Here is a 21,736-nt window from a genome sequence, read left to right as displayed (position 1 = left end):
TAGAACCACGATGACCAGGCATGAAGACCAGGACAACACGAGCGGCACGGGCGACACGGCAGCGGTGGACCCTGGTGCGTGTCCTGCGGGACCGCAACGCCGGGCTCTACCTGGGCGGGGTCGTGATCTCCGGCTTCGGCACGTCCGCGCTGTGGCTGGTGTCCGGCATCTGGGTCAAGGACCTCACCGGGTCGAACGGCCTGGCCGCCCTGTCCATGCTGGCCATGTGGGCACCGACCCTGTTCGGCCCCTTGCTCGGCACGCTCGCCGACCGCACCCGCCGGGGGCCGCTCCTGATCCGGACGAACCTCGCCCTGGCGGCGCTCCTCCTCACCCTCCTCGCCGTCGACTCCGCGCGGAGCCTGTGGCTGCTCCTCGCAGTCCTGCTGGTGTACGGCGCGGCGGGTGTCGTCCACGACGCGGCCGAGGCGGCGCTGGTCGCCACGGCCGTGGACCCGTCCCTGCTCGGGGACTTCAACGGTCTGCGCATGACGGCCAACGAGGGCATGAAGCTGGTGGCGCCACTGGCCGGGGCGGGGATCTACACGGCGTACGGCGGCGCGAGTGTGGCTCTGCTGGACGCGGTGACGTTCGTGCTGGCAGCGGCCCTGTACGCGTGCCTGCGCGTCGATGAGCCGAAACCGGAACCGCCCACGACCGGCTGGCGGACGCGAACCGCCGAGGGCGCCCGCTTCCTGTGGTCCCACCGGGGTCTGCGTCCGCTGGTGCTGGCGGGCGGCGCCACCATGCTCCTCTCGGGTGTCAACGGCGCCACTGTCTACGCGCTCGTCGAAGCGCTCGGGCACTCCCCCGCGTACGCCGGTGTTCTGTACGTCGCCCAGGGCGTGGGCTCGGTGGCGGTCGGACTGCTCTCCGGTCCGCTGATGCGGCGCCTCGGCGAACGGCGTTTCGCGGCGTGCGGGATCGCGCTCACGGCGGTCGCCGTGGGGGTGCGGGCGGTGCCGTCCGACGTGGTGGCGCTGGGGGCTGGGGCGGCGGTGGGGGTGGGTCTGCCGTGCGTCCTGGTCGCGGCGCTCACGGCGGTGCAGCGGGAGACTCCGGGGCCGCTGCTGGGGCGGGCGGCCGGGACCGCCAACACGCTGCTCTTCGCGCCCACCGCGGTCGGGCTGGCGGTGGGTGCCGGGCTGGTCGAGATCGTGGCCCTCCAGCCCCTGCTGGCGGGTCTGGGCCTGGCGACCCTCCTACCGGCCTGGCACCTGCGCCGCCCTCGCCCCGGGGGCTGAATTCGCGCGGGGAACCGCACGGTTTTCAGGGGCGCGGGGCTGTGTCGATATGCGGCTCCGCCGCGTGGGCGCGACCAGCCACACCCAACCCGCAACACCCCACCTCACCCCAACCCCGCCAACCCCTCCCGCACCGCCACCAGATCCCCGTCCGAAGCCAACCCCGCGTGGTACAACCGCAGTTCCGTCGCCCCGAGATCAGCCGCCCGGACCGCGTCCACCGCCAGCGTCCCCGGACTCCCACCCATCCCCGACACGACAGGGAAGTTCGCGGCCAGCACCGCCCCCTCCCGCCCCTGCTCCGCGAACGGCGTCAACGGCCCCGGCCCACCGGCACAGGGCACGACCACACCGTCCGCGACGGACAGGATGTGCGCGGGATCCACACCCGGATTCGCACCCACCCGGTAGGTGACCGGATCGGCGTGCAGCAACACCTGGAAGCCCTCGGGCGCGGCGGCCCGGACAGCCCCGACCGCTGCTTCCTGCAGCGTGCGGGCGACCTCGTCACGCCACGCCCGCGTGCCCGCCGCCCGGCCCTCACCGAGCAGTTTCTCCACCACCGGCCAGCCCCCGTCGTCGGAGACGCCCCGCCACAGCGGCTCCAGCGCGCCCCGCACGGCCGCCGCCAGCTCCTCCGCGTCGAGCCCCTGCGCGCCGTACCCCTCCCGGCACGTCGAGCAGAAGCACAGCGACATCAGGTACGTCCCGGCGTCCCCGAGAGCGATCCCACTCGTCTTGTCGTGGGCGTGGAGGTGGGGCAGCCCGTACCAGCCCAGCGACTCCAGCTCCGTTCCCCGCGCCCCCGGCCGCACCGCCGCCTCGACGGCGAGGTCCACCAGGTACTGCCGTGTCTCCGGCTGCGCGACACACGGCGCCCACGCGTACCGGTCGCCGTACGCGTTGACCACGGACGTGTCCGGGAACTCGGCGCCCAGCCGGGAGTTGTGCGCGAGCACGACCCAGGTGTGCACCTCCAGACCGGCGGCCGCCAGCGCCTCGGCCGCCTCCCCGTACGCGTCACCGGGCGCCCACTGGCCGGCGACGTACGGCCGCAGCCGCCGTCCCGACCACCGTGCCTCCTCGGGCGGGTAGAGCACGGCGGCGTGCTCGGCCGTGACGATCCGGTGCCGGGGGTGGCGGGGCGTGAGCGCGCGCGTGGAGTGGTACGCGGAGGCGAGCGTGGCCTGCCGCACCCCGAGACCCGCGATGAACTCCCCGGCCGCCGGGTCCCCGTTGACGTCCCAGGGGTAGACGAACGCCGACGCCTTCACATGTCCTCCTCTAGACCTCGAGCAGCGCGTACCCGCGCTCGATCAGTTGCGCGAGCTGCTTGACATGATCCTCGGCCGGCTCGTGCAGGGGCGGCCGCACTTCCCCCACGTCGAGTCCGCGCATCCGCACCCCGGCCTTGACCAGGGACACCGCGTAGCCGCTTCCCTGGGCGCGCAGTTCCACGAAGGGCCGGTAGAAGCCGTCCAGCAGCCGCTCCACCGTCGTGTCGTCGCCCTCGTTGAACGCCTTGTGGAAGGCGAGCGCGATCTCCGGTGCGAAGCAGAACACAGCGGACGAGTACAGGGTGATGCCGATCCCGCGGTAGGCGAGGCCGGTCAGTTCGGCCGTGGGCAGTCCGTTGAAGTACAGGAACTCGCCCGGTGCCTCGCTCCGTACGGCGCTCACGATCCGCTGCATCAGGTCCAGGTCGCCGAGGCCGTCCTTGAAGCCGATCACGCCCTCGGTGCGGGCGAGTTCGACCACCGTCGCGGGGGTGAAGACGGCGTTGTCGCGCTGGTAGACGATCAGCGGGAGCGCGGTCGCCGCCGCGAGTTCGCGGTAGTGCCGCAGCAGGCCCTCCTGGGCCGCCTTCACGAGGTACGGAGGCATGGCGAGCAGTCCGTCGGCCCCGGCCTCCTCGGCGAGCCGCGCGTACCGTACGGCGAGCGCGGTCCCGTACCCGGCGCCCGCCACGACCGGCACCCGGCCCGCGGTCTCCTCGACGGCCGCGCGGACGCAGGTCTGGAACTCCTCGGGCGCGAGCGCGTGGAACTCGCCCGTGCCGCAGCACGCGAAGACGGCGGCGGCCCCGGCGTCGACGCCCCGGCGCACGTGCGTGCGGTACGCGTCCAGGTCGACCGCGCCGTCCGGGCCGTAGGCCGTGACAGGGAAGAACAGCGGTCCGCTGGGGACGGTGAGCCGAGCGGCGAGGGGGGCCGAGGGCACGGGCTCTGAGGTCACGGGCTCTCCCAAGTCCATGTCTCTGATCAGTGTCTATATTTCTGAACTCACCCACGCTAAGCCGCCCCCTTCGGGCCGGTCAAGCGCGCCACCACGCAACACACCAGCGGATTTCCCCGTTGACCCGCCACTGACCCGCCCACCGCCCTCCCCTTGACGGGCGTGACCAGGACTCCTTAGCGTGTCCACGCATGTGAATGTGATACGCGCATGCGCACAGCACGGACACCGCACACACCCGGTGACCCACAACGCGCTTCCGGTGACTCAAGGAGACCCGAGGATGCCCGCTCCCCGCACCGTTCTGCTCACCGGCGCCGCCGGCGGACTCGGCACCCTGATGCGGGAGCTGCTCCCGGAGTACGGCTACGAACTCCGCCTCCTCGACGTACGCCCCGTCGAGGGCGAGCCGGACGCGATCACCGCGGACCTCGCCGACCGGGACGCGCTGCGCGAGGCCGTCCGGGGCGTCGACGCGATCATCCACCTCGCGGGCATCTCCCTGGAAGCACCCTTCGAGAAGATCCTCAAGGCGAACATCGAGGGGACCTACAACCTGTACGAGGCCGCCCGCGAGGAGGGGATCAAGCGGATCGTCTTCGCCTCCTCCAACCACGCCGTCGGCTTCACCCCCCGCCCCCAGGGCGACGACCCCCTGATCCCGGTCGACACCGCGCGCCGCCCCGACACCTTCTACGGCCTGTCCAAGTCCTTCGGTGAGGACCTCGCCCAGCTCTACTGGGACCTGCACGGCATGGAGACCGTCTCCGTACGCATCGGCTCCTGCTTCAAGGAGCCCACGAGCGTGCGCATGCTGTCGGTCTGGATGAGCCCCGAGGACGGCGCCCGTCTCTTCCACGCGGCCCTGACCGCCGAGGACGTGAAGCACACCGTCGTGTACGGCTCCTCCGCCAACACCCGGCTGTGGTGGGACCTGGCGACCGCCCGGGCCCTCGGCTACGAGCCGCGGGACGACTCCGAGCCGTACGCCGAGAAGCTGATCGCGGAGCAGGGCGAGCTCGACCCGGACAACGTGGCGCACGCCTACCTCGGCGGCCACTTCGTGAGCGAGCCACCGATCTGGCCGTACTGACCGGCGATCGACGCATGACGACAGCGGGCGGGCACCGAACGGGCCCGCCCGCTGCCGTATTCGGGCACCGCTCCTGCCCGATCTCACGTGCACCCCAGGTCCGAGACGGGCGGTCGCCGCGCGAAACGGGCACATACGGGCACCATCGGGCGGGCAACAGACCTGGTCAGTGACGCACACCACCTGTAGAACTTCCCCCATGGGTCCCACCGGGCCCGAACGGGCAGTACCGGAACAGCGGAGGGGCAGGTGTCGGCCAGTGACCGCGGAAGAAAGACAGCGCCAGATCGTCAGGGCCGCCCGCCGCACGGGGTCGGTCGACGTCACCGCGCTCGCCGCCGAACTCGGGGTCGCCAAGGAGACCGTACGACGTGATCTGCGGGCCCTGGAGGACCACGGCCTGGTCCGCCGCACCCACGGCGGGGCCTACCCCGTGGAGAGCGCCGGGTTCGAGACGACGCTCGCCTTCCGCGCCACCAGCCACGTCCCCGAGAAACGGCGGATCGCGACCGCCGCGGCCGAACTGCTCGGGGACGCCGAGACGGTCTTCGTCGACGAGGGCTTCACCCCGCAGCTCATCGCCGAGGCCCTGCCCAGGGACCGGCCGCTGACCGTGGTCACCGCGTCCCTCGCCACCGCGGGCGCGCTCGCGGAGGCGGGCAGCACCACCGTGCTGCTGCTCGGCGGCCGGGTGCGCCCGGGCACCCTCGCGACCGTCGACCACTGGACGACGAAGATGCTCGCCGGCTTCGTCATCGACCTGGCGTACATCGGCGCCAACGGCATCTCGCGCGACCACGGCCTCACCACCCCCGACCCGGCGGTCAGCGAGGTCAAGGCCCAGGCGATCCGGGCCGCGCGGCGCACGGTCTTCGCCGGCGTCCACACCAAGTTCGGCGCGGTCAGCTTCTGCCGGTTCGCGGACATCGGCGCCCTGGAGACGATCGTCACGAGCACGCTGCTGCCCGCGCCCGAGGCCCACCGCTACTCACTGCTCGGGCCCCAGGTCATCCGAGTCTGAAACCGAACCCACTCCCCCAAGGGCACCCCCACACCCACACTTGCCCCTTATCCGCCCATTCCTCCCCACCCCTCTGATCCCTCTGATCCCTCTGATCTCCCCGATCTCCCATACGTCCAGGAGCGATCCATGCGAATCCCGAGCCGACGGAGGCCGCGCACCACAGTTGTCGCGGCCGCCGCAGGGATGCTGCTCGCCCCGCTGCTCTCCGGCTGCTGGACCGGAGCCGGCGGGACGGGTTCCGGCGGCGACTCCATCAACGTACTGATGGTCAACAACCCGCAGATGGTGGAGCTGCAGAAGCTCACCCGCGCCCACTTCACCAAGGAAACCGGCATCAAGGTGAACTTCACCGTCCTGCCGGAGAACGACGTCCGCGACAAGATCAGTCAGGACTTCGCCAACCAGGCGGGCCAGTACGACGTCGCCACGCTCAGCAACTACGAGATACCGATCTACGCCCGCAACGACTGGCTGCACGAGATGAACTCGTACATCGCCAAGGACGCGGCCTTCGACGAGCAGGACATCCTGGGGCCCATGCGCCAGTCCCTGACCGGCGACGACGGCAAGCTCTACGGGCAGCCGTTCTACGGCGAGTCGTCCTTCCTGATGTACCGCAAGGACGTGTTCGCCCAGAAGGGGCTGACCATGCCCGAGCACCCCACCTGGCAGCAGGTCGCCGACCTCGCCGCCAAGGCCGATGGGGCCGAGCCGGGCATGAAGGGCATCTGTCTGCGCGGCCTGCCCGGCTGGGGCGAGGTGATGGCGCCACTCACCACCGTCGTCAACACCTTCGGCGGCACCTGGTTCGACAAGGGCTGGAAGGCACGCCTGAACTCCCCCGAGTTCGAGAAGGCCACCAAGTTCTACGTCGACCTCGTCCGCAGCCACGGCGAGTCCGGCGCCGCCCAGTCCGGCTTCGCCGAGTGCCTGAACAACATGACCCAGGGCAAGGTCTCCATGTGGTACGACGCCACGTCCGCGGCCGGCTCACTGGAGGCCGCCAAGTCCCCGGTCAAGGGCAAGATCGGCTACGCCCCGGCACCGGTCGAGAAGACGAAGTCCTCCGGCTGGCTCTACACCTGGGCCTGGGGCATCCAGCAGGCGTCGAGGAACCCCGACAAGGCCTGGAAGTTCGTCTCCTGGGCGTCCAGCAAGCAGTACGAGCAACTGGTCGGCGACCAGATCGGCTGGTCCAACGTGCCCGCGGGCAAGCGCGCGTCGACGTACACGAACCCCGCGTACGTCAAGGAGGCCGCCGCCTTCCAGGAGATGACGAAGGAGGCCATCGAGGGCGCCCGGCCCACCGACCCGGGCGTGCAGCCGCGCCCCGCGCCCGGCATCCAGTTCGTCGGCATCCCCGAGTTCACCGACCTCGGCACCAAGGTCTCCCAGGAGATCAGCGCGGCCATCGCCGGACGCCAGTCCGTCGAGTCGGCTCTGAAGAAGTCGCAGGCGCTCGCCGAGCGCATCTCCGAGGAGTACGAGGGACGATGACCGCGACCACGACAGCACCGATGGCGACAGCGCCCGTGCGGACGACGGGCACATCCTCGACGCGCCTGCGTGCCTGGGCCACCAGGGCCCCGCTCCTCCCCGCCCTGATCTTCATGATCCTCGTGACCCAGCTGCCGTTCGTGGCGACGCTGGTGATCTCCTTCTTCGACTGGAACTCGCTCTACCCCGACGCCCGCAGCTTCACGGGCTTCGCCAACTACGAACAGGTCCTGACCGACGCGGACCTGCGCCGCTCGGTGTGGACGACGGTTCTGCTCACGGTCGCCGTGGTCCTGGCCAGCCTGCTCCTGGGCCTCGCCCTCGCCCTGCTCCTGGACCGTCGCTTCCGTGGCCGGGGCATCGTCCGCACCCTCCTGATCGCCCCCTTCCTGGTGGTCCCGGTCGCCGCGGCCCTGCTCTGGAAGCACGTGCTCTACAACCCCGAGTACGGCCTGTTCAACGGCCTGTTGCACTACGTCGGCGGCCCCCAGCCGGACTGGATCTCCGACACCCCGCTGCTCGCGGTCGAGGCCTCCCTGATCTGGCAGTGGACGCCGTTCATGATGCTGATCCTGCTGGCCGGGCTGCAGAGCCGCGACCACCAGCAGATCGAGGCGGCCCGCGTGGACGGGGCGAGCGACTGGCAGGTCTTCCGCCACCTCACGCTGCCGCACCTGCGCCGCTACCTCGAGCTGGGCGCCCTGCTGGGCTCGATCTACATCGTCCAGAACTTCGACGCGGTCTTCACGATCACCTCGGGCGGCCTGGGCACGGCCAACCTCCCCTACACCGTCTACCAGACCTTCTACCAGGCCCACGAGAACGGCCTCGCCTCCGCCGCGGGCGTCCTCGTCGTCATCGGTTCGATCATCATCGCGACGTTCGCGCTGCGCGTGGTCTCGTCGCTGTTCCGCGAGGAGGTGTCCCGCGCATGAGCACCGCGAGCGCTGTACGTGTACGTCCCCGCCGCGCCCGGGGAGCGGGCCTGGGCCTGGCCGCCTGGCTGGTCGGCCTGCTGTTCTTCCTGCCCATCGCCTGGATGGCGCTGACGTCCTTCCACTCGGAGTCGGACGCGGCGACCAACCCGCCGTCCTGGGCGGCCTCCCTCACCCTCGACGGCTACCGGGAGTTCTTCGGCGTGGGCGGCGGCGCGAGCCCGTGGCCGTCGCTCATCAACTCCACGGTGGCGTCGCTGGCGTCGACGCTGTGCGTCCTGCTGCTGGCCCTGCCGGCTGCGTACGCGCTGTCGATCCGCCCGGTCCGCAAGTGGACGGACGTGTTGTTCTTCTTCCTGTCGACGAAGATGCTGCCGGTGGTGGCGGGCCTGCTCCCGATCTACCTCTTCGCCAAGAACACGGACTTCCTGGACAACATCTGGCTGCTGGTCATCCTCTACACGTCGATGAACCTGCCGATCGCGGTGTGGATGATGCAGTCGTTCCTGGCGGAGGTGCCGGTGGCGATCATCGAGGCGGCGCGGGTGGACGGGGCGCGGCTGCCGACGGTCCTGGCGCGGGTGGTGGCGCCGATCGCGTTGCCGGGCATCGCGGCGACGGCCCTGATCTGCTTCATCTTCAGCTGGAACGAGCTGCTCTTCGCACGCGTACTGACGGGCGTGGTCGCCGAGACGGCCCCCGTCTTCCTGACCGGCTTCATCACCAGCCAGGGCCTGTTCCTGGCGAAGGTGTGCGCCGCGTCGCTCGTCATCTCCCTGCCGGTGCTCGCCGCGGGGTTCGCCGCCCAGGACAAACTCGTCCAGGGCCTGTCGTTGGGAGCCGTGAAATGAAGGCCGCCGTCATCGAGTCCGTGGGCAAGGCTGTCGTCGCGGAGGTACCGGACCCGACGCCAGGGCCACGGGAAGTCGTGGTCGAGGTCGCGGCCTGCGGCCTGTGCGGCACGGACCTCCACATCCTCCAGGGCGAGTTCGCGCCGAAGCTGCCGATCGTGCCGGGGCACGAGTTCGCGGGCGAGGTGGTCGGGGTGGGAACCCAGGTCACGGAGGTGTCGGTCGGCGACCGCGTGGCGGTCGACCCGTCCCTGTACTGCTACGAGTGCCGCCACTGCCGTACCGGCCACAACAACCTCTGCGAGCGCTGGGCCGCGATCGGGGTGACGACGGCGGGGGGCGCGGCGCAGTACGCGGTGGCGCCGGTGGCCAACTGCGTACGGCTCCCCGACCACGTCCGCACCCAGGACGCGGCCCTGGTCGAGCCCCTGTCCTGCGCGGTCCGCGGCTACGACGTACTCCAGTCCCGCCTCGGCGCCCACGTCCTGATCTACGGCTCGGGGACGATGGGCCTGATGATGCTGGAGCTCGCGAAGCGGACGGGTGCGGCGAGCGTGGACGTGGTGGACGTGAACCCGACCCGTCTGGAGACGGCAAGGCGGCTTGGTGTCTCGTCCTCCGCCGCGACCCCCGTGGAGCTGGACCGCCCCCAGGGCTGGGACGTGGTGGTGGACGCGACGGGCAACGCGGCGGCGATCCAGGACGGCCTGGACCGGGTGGCCAAGGCGGGCACGTTCCTGCAGTTCGGGGTGGCGGACTACGCGACGCGGGTGACGATCGATCCGTACCGCATCTACAACCAGGAGATCACGATCACGGGCTCGATGGCGGTGCTGCACAGCTTCGAGCGGGCGGCGGAGCTGTTCGCGAACGGCGTCCTGGATCCCGGGATCTTCATCAGCGACCGTCTGCCGCTGGACCAGTACCCCCAAGCGCTGGACCAGTTCGCGTCCGGGGTCGGTCGGAAGATCGTGGTGGTCCCGTAGCAAAAGCCGGCCGTTCATGGAGCCGCGCCACACCTTTCGCCTGGAGCCGGGCCCCGGTGCACGGTCGCCCACCAAGCGAACGTTCGGTTGCGCGCGGGTGGTTTGGAACGCCGCTCCGGCCACCCGCCGCACCGCACACGAGAAGGGACGCATGGCCGCCGGGGAGACCCAGTGGATCCATGCCGACGTCAAAGGCCCTTCAGGACACGATCGAGTGCGGACCGGCCTGCGGGCCCCCAGTTCGGCTTGCCGCCGGGCAGGCCGCGGTCCCCGTTCTGGCCCATCGACATCAGGAACAGGCTCTTCATCGCGGCCAGTCCGCGCGCCCGTCGCACCGCTGCCTCGTCCGCCTCCGCGTAGCTGTTGAAAAACCGTGAGGCGCCGCCCGCGGGGAGTAGCAGCCAGGCGGCCGCGAGGTCCCACGCCGGGTCGCCGGCGACGAGTGCGCCGAAGTCGACGACACCCGCCAAGGTCCCGTCCGCGACGACGACGTTCGCGGGATGCAGGTCGCCGTGTACCCACACCGGTGGGCCCTCCCACGCCGGGGCCGCCACCGCTTCGTCCCAGACTTCACGGATCTCTTCGGCGAGGCCGGTGGGGGCAACGGCCTGGAAGAAGTGCTCGAAGCCGTCCGTGCAGTTCTTGGGGTGAGCGCCGAAGTCCGAAGCGGTCGGTGCGTCGGCGGGCGCCTCCGCGTGCAGCGCCCTGAGGAAGCCCGACAGCGTCTCGGCCGCGTGGTCGCCGCGAGTGATCGAGCCGTGGTCCAGCGGCGTGCCCTCGACCCATGTCATGACGGTCCAGAGCTTGGGGAAGCGCTCGGACGGCGTACCGTCCCGTAGGGGGACGGGGATCGGCAGCGGCAGGCGCGCGGCCAGAGCCGGCAGCCAGCGGCGCTCCTTGAGCTGCGGATCGGGGCTCGTGTCCATCCGCTGCATCCGGACGGCCAACTCGTCACCGAGGCGCCACATTTGGTTGCCCCAGCCGCCCGCCACCTCGCGGATGGGCAGCTCGGCCAGGTCCGGATGCTGTTCCCGAAGCAGGTCGCGGACCAGATCCTCGCTGATCTCAATCTCGGATTCGGTCATGCCGAGTCACCGTACTCGAGGTAGGGGCGGCGGGAGCGAAAACCCCTGTCCCCAGTCGCCCGCCGGGCCTAGCATCCCCGCCATGCCCCCACCCCACGGCTTCACGTACACCCGACACCCCGACGGCACCGTACAGATCACCCACCACGGCCGCCCCGCAGCCACCCTCCGCGGCCCAAAGGCCGACGAGTTCCTCACGGAAGTGACCACCGGCGACCCCCAGCTCGTCATGGCCCGCTGGACCGGCAACTACAAGCGCGGCAACGAGCGAACGGCCCGCAACCACCCCCGCAATCAGCCCCGCCCCCGCCGCTGACCCGAACGGCCGCCGACCACCCGCGGGTAAGGGAACGGTAAAGCGACCTGGATCGTTCACGGGTCATGACAGCTATGACCCCCGGCTCGAACATCCCTCTCTCCTCCGCCCACGTGGCGGTGGACGTCGCCGCCCCGGTGCGGCTCGACGTATCGGGCCTGCTGCTCACCGCCGACGGCAAGGTGCGCTCCGACGACGACTTCATCTTCTACAACCAGCCGAGCGGCCCGGGCGTGACGTACCGCTCCGGCGGCGGCACCAGCCCCGACGCGATCACCGTCGACACCACCGCCGTCCCTCCGGGCATCGAGAAGATCGTGGTCACCGCGAGCCCGGACGCGGCAGGCCAGTCGTTCCAGGGCATCGAACCCACGGCGACCATTCGCAACGCCGACGACAACTCCGTCCTGGCCACCTTCACCCCGCCCCAGCTCGGCACGGAGACGGCTCTGGTGATCGTGGAGATCTACCTGCGCAACGGCGCGTGGAAGGCCCGTGCGGTCGGCCAGGGGTACGCGAACGGCCTGGCGGGGATCGCGACGGACTTCGGCGTGACGGTGGAGGAACCGGCAGCCACCCCGACTCCCACCCCGGCCCCCGCGCCCGTAGCCCCGCCCGCCCCCGCCATGCAGCCGCCTGCGGCCCCGCCGGCCCCGGCCGCACCCCCGGCGCCCGCCACCCCTCCCCCGGGCGCCGGCAAGATCAACCTCGACAAGGGCCGCGTCAGCCTCCAGAAGAACCAGACCGTCTCCCTCGTCAAGGGCGGCCGCCCGCTCCTCTCCCAGGTCCAGATGGGCCTCGGCTGGGAGCCGGCCTACCGCGGCAAGGACATCGACCTGGACGCCTCGGTCATCGCCTACGGCCCGCAGCGCAACCACATCGACAGCTGCTACTTCGGCAAGCTGAGCATCGTGGGTGGCGCCATCAAGCACTCCGGAGACAACCTCACGGGTGAGGGCGGAGGCGACGACGAGGTGATCACGGTCGACCTCGGCCGCCTGCCCCAGGAGGTCAGCGGACTCGTCTTCACGGTCAACTCCTTCTCCGGGCAGAAGTTCACCGAGGTCGCCAAGGCCTACTGCCGCCTCCTGGACGCCGCGACCGGTGAGGAGCTGGTCCGCTTCGACCTCACCAGCGCCGAGGCGCAGACCGGCGTGATGATGGCGAAGCTGATCCGCCAGTTCTCCGGAGAGTGGGAGATGACGGCGATGGGTGACTTCGTGAAGTCCCGCACGGTGAGGGGAATGGTGAAGCCGGCGGCCCAGGCGCTGTAGCCGACCTGGTCCCCCGGCCCCCGCGACGTCCGGGGCGCCCCCGACGGGGGCGCCCGGCGCCGCGCTCTCTCACATCTTCGTCGCCCCCGCGGCCAGGTCCCTCAGGAAGTGCCGGGCACCGAGCAGGAAGACGATGATCAGCGGGATGACGCTCATCAGCGCGCCCGCCATCACGAGGGCGTAGTCGGAGTTGTACAGGACGTTGAGGTTCGCCAGGGCGACCTGGAGGGTGACCTTGTCCGGGTTGATCATCACGACCAGCGGCCAGATGTAGTCGTTCCAGAGGCCGATGAAGGTGAAGATGCCGAGGAAGGCGAGGGCCGGGCGGAACAGCGGCAGCGCCACCGTCCAGTACAGCCGGAAGAACCCGGCGCCGTCGATACGGCCCGCGTCCAACAGCTCGTCCGGCAGCGAGTTCTGGGCGTACTGACGCATCCAGAAGATGCCGAAGGCGTTGGCCGCGCTGGGAATGATGAGCGCGTTCAGCGAACCCGCCCAGCCGAACGCGGCCATGGTGACGAACTGCGGCACCAGGGAGAGCTGGGCGGGAATCATGTACGTGATCAGGAGCATGCCGAAGAGGAACTTCTTGGCCGGGAACTCGTACTTGGCGAAGGCGAACGCGGCCAGCGAGTCGAAGAACAGCACCAGCGCGGTCCCGAGCACGGCGACGACGATCGTGTTGAACAGGGAGCCGAAGAAGTCGACGGTTTCGAGCACCCGCCGCATGTTGTCCAGCAGGTGCGGGCCCGGTACGAGCTTGGGCGGGTACTGGTAGATGTCCTGGGTGGTGCCGGAGGCCATCACCACCAGCCAGTAGAAGGGGAACAGCGAGATCAGCACGCCCAGGAGCAGCGCCGCCCGGACGCCGATCCGGGTGAACCTGCTGCCGGAGCCGATCATGAGGCCCGCGCTGCCGGTCGTCCTGTCGTCAGCAGCCATCGCGGGCTCCCTTGCGTCGCAGCAGACCGGCGAGGCCGGGGCGGCGGTCGTCACGGTCGGAGCCCGACACCAGCCGCCAGTTGATGATCGTGAAGACGGCGATGATCGCGAAGAGGAGCCAGCCCATCGCGGCCCCGTAGCCGAACTGGTGCTCCTTGAAGGCCTTCTGCCACAGGTAGAGCACGATGGTCATGCCTTCCTGGCCCGGTCCGCCGGTGGTTCCGACGTCGCCCGACTGGAAGAGCACCTGGGACTCGGTGAAGATCTGCAGGCCGTTGATGGTGGACGTGATGGCGGCGAAGAGGATCACCGGGCGCAGCTGGGGCACCACGACCCGGAAGAGGGTCTGCCAGCTGTTCGCGCCGTCGACGCGGGCGGCCTCGAAGTGTTCGGTGGGGATGGCCTGGAGGCCCGCCAGGAAGATGAGGGCGTTGTAGCCGATCCACCGCCAGATGATCATGAGGGCGACGGACGACTTGATGCCCCACTCCGAGGACAGCCAGCCGATCCCGTCGAGCCCGATGGCCCGCAGCAGCGAGTTGGCCAGTCCCGCCTGGGCGAAGACCGAGCCGAAGACGATGGTCATGGCGACCATCGAGGTGACGTTGGGGATGAAGTACGCGACCCGCAACGCGCTGGTGAAGCGGACCTGCGAGTGCAGCAGGAACGCGAGCACCAGGGCGAGGAACAGCATCGGCACCGTGGACAGGAACCAGATCTCGAAGGTGTTGAGCACCGAGTGCCAGAACACCGAGTCCTGGAGCAGCCAGCCGTACTGCTTGAGGCCGACGAACCGCATGTCGCCGATGCCGTCCCAGTCCTGGAAGGACAGGTAGAGGGAGTAGACCACCGGGAAGGTGCCGAAGACGGCGAACAGCACGTAGAACGGGGAGATCGCGATCAGCGGCGGGAGGTGACGTCTGCGTCCGCCCGGGGCGGTGGCGCGGGTGCCGCGGGCCGCCCGCCGCTCGTCCGCCGGCGGCGCGCCCGCCGGGTCGAGAACCGTGGCCATGTCAGCTCACCCCCAGCCGGGACAGCGTGGTCTCGGCGGTGTTCACCGCGTTCCGCCAGGCCCTCTCGGGGTTCTTGCCGAGCATTTCCACGTTGGTCAGCTCCTGGAAGAACGGGGTGTTGGCCGTCTCCTCGTAGGGGCTGAAGTAGTTGACGGGGGCCTTCTGGGCGGCCGGGCCGAAGACGTCGATGGGCTGCTGACCGCCGAAGAAGGGGTCGGGCTTGTGCATCGCGGGGTCGGCGTAGGAGGCCGGAGTGGTGGGGAACAGGGCCATCTCCTGGTAGCTCTTGAGCTGGTTCACCGGGCTGAGCAGCCACTTCAGGAAGGCGAAGGCGCCCTCCGGGTCCCGGCAGTAGCGGGTCAGGGTCATGTACGAGCCGCCGTAGTTGGCCGGTCCGTCCGGCATGGTGGTCAGCCGCCATTTGCCGGAGGTCTTCGGCGCGGAGTCCTTCAGGCCGTAGATGGCCCACACCGCCGTGGTCATCGTGGCGACCCGGCTCCCGCTCATGGCCGCGTTGTAGTCGGGTGTCCCGTCGGTGATCCCGGCGCTGAGCCGCTGACGGAGGAGCTCCACGGAGAGGTCCCAGGCGCGCCGGACGTGCTCCTGGTCGCCGATGAAGCGGTTGTCGGCGTCCACGAACTGCTTGGGGCTCTGGAGCAGGACCTGCTGGAAGATGTTGCCGATGTTGCTGACCAGGTACGGCTTGCCGGGCCCCTTCGCCCGCAGCGTCTTCCCGGCGTCGATGAACTTCTCCCAGGTGGGGATCTCCTCGGCGACGTCCTGAGGCTCGTTGGGCAGTCCGGCCTTCTGGAAGAGGTCCCTGCGGTAGTAGAGCGCGGTGGGGCCGGCGTCGAGGGGGAAGCCGATCATCCGGCCCGACGGGGTGAAGCAGCTCTTCCACTTCCAGTCGAGGTACTGGTCGCGGACGGATTCCGCGCCGAGGGTCCTCAGGTCCATGAACTCGTCCTCGTCGGGGAAGAACGTGGCGAGGTTGTCGGAGTTCGCGACCGTGATGTCCGGTACGTAGGCGCGGGCCGCGAGGCTGGTGCGCACCTTGGAGTCGATGTCGCCGTCGGGGATCTGCGAGCCCTGCACCCTCACCCCCGGCAGGCCGGGGACGCCGCGCTTGGCGGTGGCCAGCAGTTTGTCGCTCAGCGCGCCCTTCCAGTACCAGAGGCTGAGGTGGCTGGTGCCCGCGGATGCGGAGCCGCTGGCGGCTCCGCATCCCGACAGTCCCAGGAGAGCGGCGCCCGCGCCGCCGAGGGAGGCCCCCAGCAGACGTCTGCGGGACATCGTTCGGTGTTCCATCGGCGCGCACTCACTTTCCGGGCACGGCTCGGCCGGGACAAGGCGCGGCCACCGGCCCGCTGACGGGTGGGGGAAATGACGGAGACAACGATGTCGGCGGGCGGATCCAGTCCGGGCCGACAGCGTTCTGGGGGGTCCGTGAGCGTTCACGTGAACGTTGCCGTCGAGTATCGGGGCGGCCGAAAACCAGTGTCAAGGGAGGTACGCGGTTGATGTGTTGAGGCGTTGAGATGCGCCTGAGTCGATGTATCGACACTTTGTAGCGATGCGCCGAGGCGCCACGGAGCGGGAGGGCAGGGTCAGCGGATCATGCCGGCCCTGGCGCGCGCGGCTGCCGGTGCTCTCGCGCTGCCGGGTTCCCCCGGCTTTCAGGGGCGCGGGGAACTGCGCGACAAGCCACAACGAACCCGCACCCGGCCACCGGCAGCGATGGGGCAGACGAGACAAACCCGACCGCGGCCAGAACTCTACGCAGACCCCCGCACCACCAACTCCGGCCGCACCCACGCATCCGCCCCACTCAGCGGCTCCTCCCCCGCGTGCAGCCGCGCCATCTGCTCGATGGCCAGCCTCCCCAGCTGCCGCTTGTCGAGGTGCAGGGTGGTGAGACCCGGCTCCACCAGCTCCCCCAGCGAGAGCCCGTCGAAGCCCATGACGGCCAGGTCGTCCGGCAGCCGCCGCCCCGCTCGCCGGGCGGCGCGCATCGCGCCGATGGCGATCAGGTCGTTGAAGCCGAAGACCGCGGTGATCTCGGGCCGGGCGTCCAGCAGTCGCGTCATGCCCGCCGCGCCGCCCATGACGCTGTGCTCGGGGCACATCACGACCCAGCTCTCGTCGACGGGCAGACCGTGCCGCCGCACCTCGGACAGGAAGGCCTCCCGCCGGGGGCCGGGGACTTCGAGCCGGTCGCCGTCGAGCATGCCGATCCTGCGATGGCCCGCGCGGACCAGATGGGCGACGCCCTGCTCCAGGCCGGCGGCGGCGTCGATGCCCACCGCCGCGAACCGCGTCTGCTGCGGGCCCCGCTCCAGCAGCACCAGCGGCACACCGCCGAGGTGCCGGGCGAGGACCTCGTCCTCGTTCTTGAAGTAGCCCACGACCGCGTCCGCCTGGTGGGAGAGCACGTCGAGCGCCTCCCGCTCCCGGGTGTCGTCGGTGCGTGAGTCCCACACGACCACCTGCCAGCCGCGTTGCTCGGCCGCCTCCAGCACACCCGCGGCCACCTCGGGGAAGAACGGGTTCATCAGGTCGGGGATCACCAGGCCCGCGGTCACCGCTCCCTTGCGGACGAGTCCCCGCGCGAAGCGGCTCGGCCGGTAGTCGAGCAGGCGTGCCGCCTCCAGCACCCGTTCCTTCGTGGCCGGGTCGATCTCCCCCTTGTCGTTGACCGCCCGGGAGACCGTCTGGCGTGAGACGCCGGCCAGCCGGGCGACGTCGTGGATCGTGGCCCGGCGGCGGGGGCCGTCAGGCTGGTCGGTAAGCGGCTCCCGCTGCTGGTTGTCGGCCCACACGCTGTGCACTGTATCCGGACACCGCGGCACGGGGTGCCGCACAGACCATGGGTCACGTCAGGCGCAGAGCGGACCAGGCCGCGTCGTCGAGTGTGAGGTGGTGGTCGAGTGTGGCCCGGGGCAGGACCGGCGGGACGTCCTCCCGGGTGCCGAGGGTCGCCGCCGCCAGCAGGTGCCCCAGACGCAGTCCGTCCGCCGCGGCGCGGCCTTCGAGGAGTGCCGCGAGGCAGCCCGCGGCGAAGGCGTCACCGGCTCCCACCCGCTCGACGACCCGGCCGGCCGGGGTGGGCACGAACGTCTCCTCGCCGTCGGCCGTGTACGCCGTCGCTCCGTTCCAGGCGTCCTTGACGACGAGGGCCCGGCCGGGGCCGAGCAGGTCACGGACCCCCTTCGCGCTGCCGGCGCCCCACAGGGTCTCGGCCTCGTCGCGTCCGACGAAGACGATGTCGGCCGCGCGCGCCAGTTCCCGCAGCACGGGGGCCGCGTCGGCGGGGCGGTGCCGCCACAGGGCGGGGCGGTAGTTGACGTCGAAGGAGATGACGGGTCCGGGAACGGCCCGCCGGGAGACGATGTGGGTGACGAGGGCGGCGCAGCTGTCCGACAGTGCTGGGGTGATTCCGGAGACGTGCAGGACCCGGGCCCGGTGGAGCAGTGGACGGAGCGGCGGACGGCTCGTCAGGCCGGGATCCATGGCGGCCGCCGCGGAGTTCCGGCGGTAGTAGTACGTGCCGGTGCCGTCGGGGCCGGGGTCCTTGAAGTAGACGCCGGTCGGCCGGTCCGGGTCCGTCTCGGCGGCGGAGACGTCGACACCGCGGGCGGTCAGGTCGTCCAGGACGCGCCGGCCGAGCGGATCGTCGCCGACCCGGCCCAGCCAGGCGGCGCGGTGTCCGAGGGAGGCCAGGGCGCAGGCCACGTTGGACTCCGCTCCGCCCACCGTGAGCACGAGCGTTCTCTGGTGGGCGAGGGGCCGGGTGTCCGAGGGGCCGAGTACGGCCATGGTCTCCCCGAGGCAGACCACGTCGGCCGGGGGCTCGGCGCCGGAGGGCGGGCCGGGAGGTGGGAGAGGGAACAGCACGAGGTTCCTTCGGCGGGTGTGCGCGGTCTACGAGGGTGCGCAGTCTCCGAGGATGTGCGCGGTTTCCAGGGGCGGTGCCGGTGCGGACCGAGAGCCCCTCAGGTGTCGAGGACCCGGTGCAGGAACTGCTGGGTGCGCTGTTCGGCGGGGTTGCCGAAGACCTGCTCGGGCGGCCCCTGTTCGAGGACCACTCCGCCGTCCATGAAGACGACGCGGTCGGCGGTGTCCTTGGCGAACCGCATCTCGTGGGTGACGACGACCATGGTCATGCCGTCCTCGGCGAGGGAGCGCATGACGCCGGTGACCTCTCCGACGAGCTCGGGGTCGAGGGCGGAGGTCGGTTCGTCGAAGAACATGATGGCGGGGTCCATGGCGAGCGCGCGGGCGATGGCGACGCGCTGCTGCTGTCCGCCGGAGAGCTGCGCCGGGTAGGAGTCGGCCTTGTCTCCGAGCCCGACCCGGTCCAGGGCGGCACGGCCGCGCTCCTCGGCCTCCGCGCGGGCGAGCTTCCTGACCTTCAGCAGGGCGAGGGTGACGTTGCCCAGGGCGGTCTTGTGCGGGAAGAGGTTGAACTGCTGGAAGACCATCCCGACATGGCCGAAGATCTCGGGTGCGCGCTTGCGGTCGTGCAGGGGGACGCCACCCACCCACACCTCCCCACTGTTCGCCCGCTCCAGGTCGCACATGATCCGCAGCAGGGTGCTCTTGCCGGAGCCGCTGGCGCCGATGAGGACGACGACCTCGCCGGGCTCCACGTCGATGTCGACGCCCTTGAGGACCTCCAGGTCGCCGAAGCGCTTGTGCACGCCGGACAGGGAGATCCGGGAGGTGGTCACCGCCTCCTTCTGGGCAGCCTGGGTGGCGGGCTCGGTGGTCTTCATGCGGTGACGGCCTTTCTCTCCATGTGCCGTACGAGGAGCGACAGCGGGTAGCAGATGACGAAGTACAGGACGGCGACGGCCAGGTAGGACGTGGCGGGGTCTCCCTCGCGGTCGATGACGGCCTGTCCCTGGCGGACCAGTTCGACGTAGCCGATGACCACGGCGATCGAGGTGTCCTTGATCAGGGAGAGGTACTGGCCGACGAGCGGCGGGAGGACGATCGCCCGGGTCTGTGGCAGGACGACGCTCAGGAACGTCTGCGGGCGCGGCAGGCCCAGCACGCGCGCCGCCTCCCACTGGCCGCGGGGTACGGCCTCGATGCCGGCGCGGAAGATCTCCGCGATGTAGGCGCCCTGGTAGAGGGTGAGGGCGAGCAGTGCCGCGCCGAAGACGGTGAGGCCCGCGAGGTTCAGGTAGGCCGCGCCGAAGTAGATGAAGAGCATCTGGATGAGCAGCGGTGTGCCGCGGAAGACCTCCAGGTAGCCGCGGGCGAGCTGGGCCAGCACGGGGACGCGGCTGGTGCGCAGGGCGGCGACGACCAGTCCGAGGAGCGTTCCGGTGGCGATCGCGGCGACCGACAGCAGGACGGTCGCCCACAGCCCGGAGAGGTACAGGTCGCGGTTGGACCAGATGACCGACCAGTCCATCAGGCCTCCTTCTGGACGGGACCGGAGGCGCGGGCGGGGAGCAGACGGCGTACGGCGCTCAGGGGACGAGGACGTACGGAGGTCTGCAGCGGGGGCTTGAACGCGGCCCGCCCGACGAGCCCGGCGACGAGGACGACGGCGTTGGTGAGGACCAGGTACAGCACCGCGGCGATGCCGAAGACCTGGACGGTCATCAGGGTGCGGGAGTTGATGACCATGGCCGTGCCGGTCAGCTCCGGGACGGAGATGGCGGACAGCAGCGACGAGCCCAGGATGATCTGGACCAGTTGGTTCACGACCGCTGGGTAGACGTTGCGCAGGGCCTGCGGGAGCACCACGTGCGCGAAGGTGCGCGCCGGGCTCAGGGCCAGCACCCGGGCCGCTTCCCGCTGGCCGCGCGGGACGGCCTGGATGCCGGCGCGGAAGATCTCGGTGAGATAGGCGCCGACGTTGACGCCGAGGGCGAGGACGCCCGCCTGCACCGGGCTCAGGCGCAGGCCGGCGGAGGGCAGCGCGAAGTAGGCGACGAACATCTGCACCAGGACGGGTGTGTTGCGGATGACCTCGACGTAGACGGCGGCGGGCGCGCGCAGCACGGCGAAACGGGATCTGCGGGCGAGCGCGCCGGCCAGGCCGAGGGCGAAGGCGAGCGCGAAGGCCTCGAGCGACAGCTTCAGGGTCAGCCAGGCCGCGTCGAGATAGGTGGGCCAGTCCCGGAGGGCGTAGCTCCAGTCAGCGAACATGGGACTCCTCCACGGGGCGGCGGCAGGACAGGGTGCCGCCGCCCGCCGGGACTCAGTAGGACGGGTTGAGCGGGTAGACGCGGTCGACGCCGAACCACTTCTTGTAGAGGGCGTCGGCCTGGCCGGAGGTGTTGAACTCGCGAAGCCAGGTGTTGACCCACTGCAGCCAGGTGGCGTCGCCCAGCGGGACACCGATGCCGTTGTACTCCAGGGGCACCACGGAGTCCTTGGTGACCTTGAGGGAGGGGTCCTGCTTGGCCTGGTAGTTCAGGAAGTTGGAGTCCTCGACCATGGCGTCGGCCTGGCCCTGCTTGACCGCGAGCACGGCGGCGGAGGAGGTGTCGTACTCCTGGATCTTCGCCTGGGGGTTGCCGGACTTGACCGCGTCGCCGTTGGTGGAGCCCTTGGTGACCGCGACCGTCTTGCCCGTGAGGTCCTTGATGCCGGAGATGCCGCTGGACTTCTTCACCAGCAGCACCTCGCCCGCGACGATGTACGGATCGCTGAAGGCGACCTGCTTGGCGCGCTCGGACGTGGTCGTGAAGTTGCAGACCACCGCGTCGACCTTCTTGGTCTGCAGGTTGGGGATGCGGTTGGCGGACGTGGTGTCGACGACATTGACCTTGACGCCGAGCGCCTTGGCCATGGCGGTGGCGACGTCGACGTCGAAGCCCTGGGGCTTGTCGGACTTGTCCTTGGAGCCGAACGGCGGGAACGTCAGGCAGCTGGCGACGTTGAGGGTGCCGCGCTTGATGACTTCCTGGAGCGTCGAGGACTGCTGGCCGGCAGCCGCGGTGCCGCTGCTGGAGCTGCAGGCGGCGAGCGATGCGGCGGTGGTCACACCGATACAAATCGTCATCAGCGTGCGAGTAGGGTGACGAAATCTCATCACGGGAGCTCCCTTCCGGGAGAGTTCTGGGGAGGGCTTCGGGGAGGTGGGGACGCGCCTGCGCGGCCGGGAGGGGGCTGGTCGCCACGAGCCACCAGCAGGTTGTGCTATGCAAAACCGCGTTCCGCATAGCGTTGCGGAGAAGTTAGCCCGACGCCCCACCGTCGTCAACGGCCGATTTCAATAT

Annotated in this window: 21 protein-coding genes and 1 pseudogene; 10 read left to right on the top strand and 12 right to left on the bottom strand. The window is 70.4% G+C overall.

Annotated elements, in window-relative coordinates:
- The first annotated feature begins 20 nt into the window (after nt 1-20).
- Nucleotides 21-1,244, top strand: a complete 1,224-nt coding sequence (locus AB0959_RS02980; protein WP_366824462.1) for an MFS transporter — start codon at nt 21-23, stop codon at nt 1,242-1,244.
- A 104-nt stretch (nt 1,245-1,348) separates the two neighbouring features.
- On the opposite strand, the gene AB0959_RS02975 is transcribed toward AB0959_RS02980, so the two are convergent.
- Both AB0959_RS02975 and AB0959_RS02970 read right to left on the bottom strand, forming a co-directional pair.
- On the bottom strand, nt 1,349-2,518 hold the full coding sequence (locus AB0959_RS02975) for a hypothetical protein (protein ID WP_366824461.1): 1,170 nt from the start codon (nt 2,516-2,518) through the stop codon (nt 1,349-1,351).
- A gap of 10 nt (nt 2,519-2,528) precedes the next feature.
- Nucleotides 2,529-3,464 carry a 5-dehydro-4-deoxyglucarate dehydratase gene (locus AB0959_RS02970; protein ID WP_366824604.1) on the bottom strand — a complete coding sequence of 312 codons (936 nt, stop codon included), beginning with the start codon at nt 3,462-3,464 and terminating at the stop codon, nt 2,529-2,531.
- A 298-nt stretch (nt 3,465-3,762) separates the two neighbouring features.
- Here AB0959_RS02970 and AB0959_RS02965 point away from each other — a divergent pair, with 298 nt between their 5' ends.
- The 7 genes and pseudogenes from AB0959_RS02965 to AB0959_RS02935 form a co-directional block, all read left to right on the top strand.
- Nucleotides 3,763-4,572, top strand: a complete 810-nt coding sequence (locus tag AB0959_RS02965) for an NAD(P)-dependent oxidoreductase (protein ID WP_366824460.1) — start codon at nt 3,763-3,765, stop codon at nt 4,570-4,572.
- 199 nt (nt 4,573-4,771) lie between these two features.
- A complete protein-coding gene (locus tag AB0959_RS02960) occupies nt 4,772-5,593 on the top strand; it encodes a DeoR/GlpR family DNA-binding transcription regulator (protein ID WP_366824459.1) in 822 nt (273 codons plus the stop codon).
- Between the two features lie 129 nt (nt 5,594-5,722).
- Nucleotides 5,723-7,093 carry a sugar ABC transporter substrate-binding protein gene (locus tag AB0959_RS02955; RefSeq protein ID WP_366824458.1) on the top strand — a complete coding sequence of 457 codons (1,371 nt, stop codon included), beginning with the start codon at nt 5,723-5,725 and terminating at the stop codon, nt 7,091-7,093.
- The gene (locus AB0959_RS02950) at nt 7,090-8,028 is read left to right on the top strand and encodes a sugar ABC transporter permease (protein WP_366824457.1); all 939 of its coding nucleotides are present in this window, start codon (nt 7,090-7,092) and stop codon (nt 8,026-8,028) included. Before AB0959_RS02955 ends, AB0959_RS02950 begins: the two co-directional genes overlap by 4 nt.
- Nucleotides 8,025-8,879 (top strand): carbohydrate ABC transporter permease, encoded by an 855-nt coding sequence (locus AB0959_RS02945; protein ID WP_366824456.1) that lies wholly within the window; start codon nt 8,025-8,027, stop codon nt 8,877-8,879. The genes AB0959_RS02950 and AB0959_RS02945 overlap by 4 nt, the downstream gene beginning before the upstream one ends.
- Nucleotides 8,876-9,865, top strand: a complete 990-nt coding sequence (locus tag AB0959_RS02940) for a zinc-dependent alcohol dehydrogenase family protein (protein WP_366824455.1) — start codon at nt 8,876-8,878, stop codon at nt 9,863-9,865. The genes AB0959_RS02945 and AB0959_RS02940 overlap by 4 nt, the downstream gene beginning before the upstream one ends.
- Nucleotides 9,866-9,881: 16 nt before the next feature.
- Nucleotides 9,882-10,001: pseudogene (locus AB0959_RS02935) on the top strand (helix-turn-helix domain-containing protein); the annotation flags it as partial.
- Between the two features lie 52 nt (nt 10,002-10,053).
- Here AB0959_RS02935 and AB0959_RS02930 read toward each other — a convergent pair.
- Nucleotides 10,054-10,950 (bottom strand): aminoglycoside phosphotransferase family protein, encoded by an 897-nt coding sequence (locus AB0959_RS02930; protein ID WP_366824454.1) that lies wholly within the window; start codon nt 10,948-10,950, stop codon nt 10,054-10,056.
- Between the two features lie 82 nt (nt 10,951-11,032).
- On the opposite strand from AB0959_RS02930, the gene AB0959_RS02925 reads away from it, so the two are divergent.
- Nucleotides 11,033-11,266, top strand: coding sequence for a hypothetical protein (locus AB0959_RS02925; RefSeq protein WP_366824453.1), 234 nt, complete (start codon nt 11,033-11,035; stop codon nt 11,264-11,266).
- A gap of 74 nt (nt 11,267-11,340) precedes the next feature.
- Nucleotides 11,341-12,540: a TerD family protein gene (locus AB0959_RS02920; RefSeq protein ID WP_366824603.1), complete on the top strand. Its 1,200-nt coding sequence runs from the start codon at nt 11,341-11,343 to the stop codon at nt 12,538-12,540.
- Nucleotides 12,541-12,609: 69 nt separating this feature from the next.
- Here the strand turns inward: AB0959_RS02920 and AB0959_RS02915 are convergent, their stop codons facing one another.
- The 9 genes from AB0959_RS02915 to AB0959_RS02875 form a co-directional block, all read right to left on the bottom strand.
- Nucleotides 12,610-13,482, bottom strand: coding sequence for a carbohydrate ABC transporter permease (locus tag AB0959_RS02915; RefSeq protein WP_366824452.1), 873 nt, complete (start codon nt 13,480-13,482; stop codon nt 12,610-12,612).
- Complete coding sequence (locus AB0959_RS02910) at nt 13,472-14,494, bottom strand: sugar ABC transporter permease (RefSeq protein WP_366824451.1); 1,023 nt, start codon at nt 14,492-14,494, stop codon at nt 13,472-13,474. The genes AB0959_RS02915 and AB0959_RS02910 overlap by 11 nt, the downstream gene beginning before the upstream one ends.
- A 1-nt stretch (nt 14,495) precedes the next feature.
- Entirely contained in the window at nt 14,496-15,788 is a 1,293-nt protein-coding gene (locus AB0959_RS02905; RefSeq protein ID WP_366824450.1) for an extracellular solute-binding protein, read from the bottom strand.
- A 482-nt stretch (nt 15,789-16,270) separates the two neighbouring features.
- Complete coding sequence (locus tag AB0959_RS02900; protein WP_366824449.1) at nt 16,271-17,314, bottom strand: LacI family DNA-binding transcriptional regulator; 1,044 nt, start codon at nt 17,312-17,314, stop codon at nt 16,271-16,273.
- 52 nt (nt 17,315-17,366) lie between these two features.
- Entirely contained in the window at nt 17,367-18,389 is a 1,023-nt protein-coding gene (locus AB0959_RS02895) for a sugar kinase (RefSeq protein WP_366824448.1), read from the bottom strand.
- A 98-nt stretch (nt 18,390-18,487) separates the two neighbouring features.
- Nucleotides 18,488-19,270 (bottom strand): amino acid ABC transporter ATP-binding protein, encoded by a 783-nt coding sequence (locus AB0959_RS02890; protein WP_366824447.1) that lies wholly within the window; start codon nt 19,268-19,270, stop codon nt 18,488-18,490.
- Nucleotides 19,267-19,917 (bottom strand): amino acid ABC transporter permease, encoded by a 651-nt coding sequence (locus tag AB0959_RS02885; RefSeq protein ID WP_366824446.1) that lies wholly within the window; start codon nt 19,915-19,917, stop codon nt 19,267-19,269. The genes AB0959_RS02890 and AB0959_RS02885 overlap by 4 nt, the downstream gene beginning before the upstream one ends.
- On the bottom strand, nt 19,917-20,660 hold the full coding sequence (locus tag AB0959_RS02880; RefSeq protein WP_366824445.1) for an amino acid ABC transporter permease: 744 nt from the start codon (nt 20,658-20,660) through the stop codon (nt 19,917-19,919). The genes AB0959_RS02885 and AB0959_RS02880 overlap by 1 nt, the downstream gene beginning before the upstream one ends.
- 52 nt (nt 20,661-20,712) lie before the next feature.
- A complete protein-coding gene (locus AB0959_RS02875) occupies nt 20,713-21,501 on the bottom strand; it encodes a transporter substrate-binding domain-containing protein (protein WP_366824444.1) in 789 nt (262 codons plus the stop codon).
- Nucleotides 21,502-21,736: the final 235 nt, after the last annotated feature.

It is taken from the genome of Streptomyces sp. NPDC046862, assembly GCF_040704615.1.
Lineage (GTDB): Bacteria > Actinomycetota > Actinomycetes > Streptomycetales > Streptomycetaceae > Streptomyces.
The sequence above is the reverse complement of the archived record's forward strand: the minus strand, read 5'-3'. Positions and strand labels throughout refer to the sequence as shown.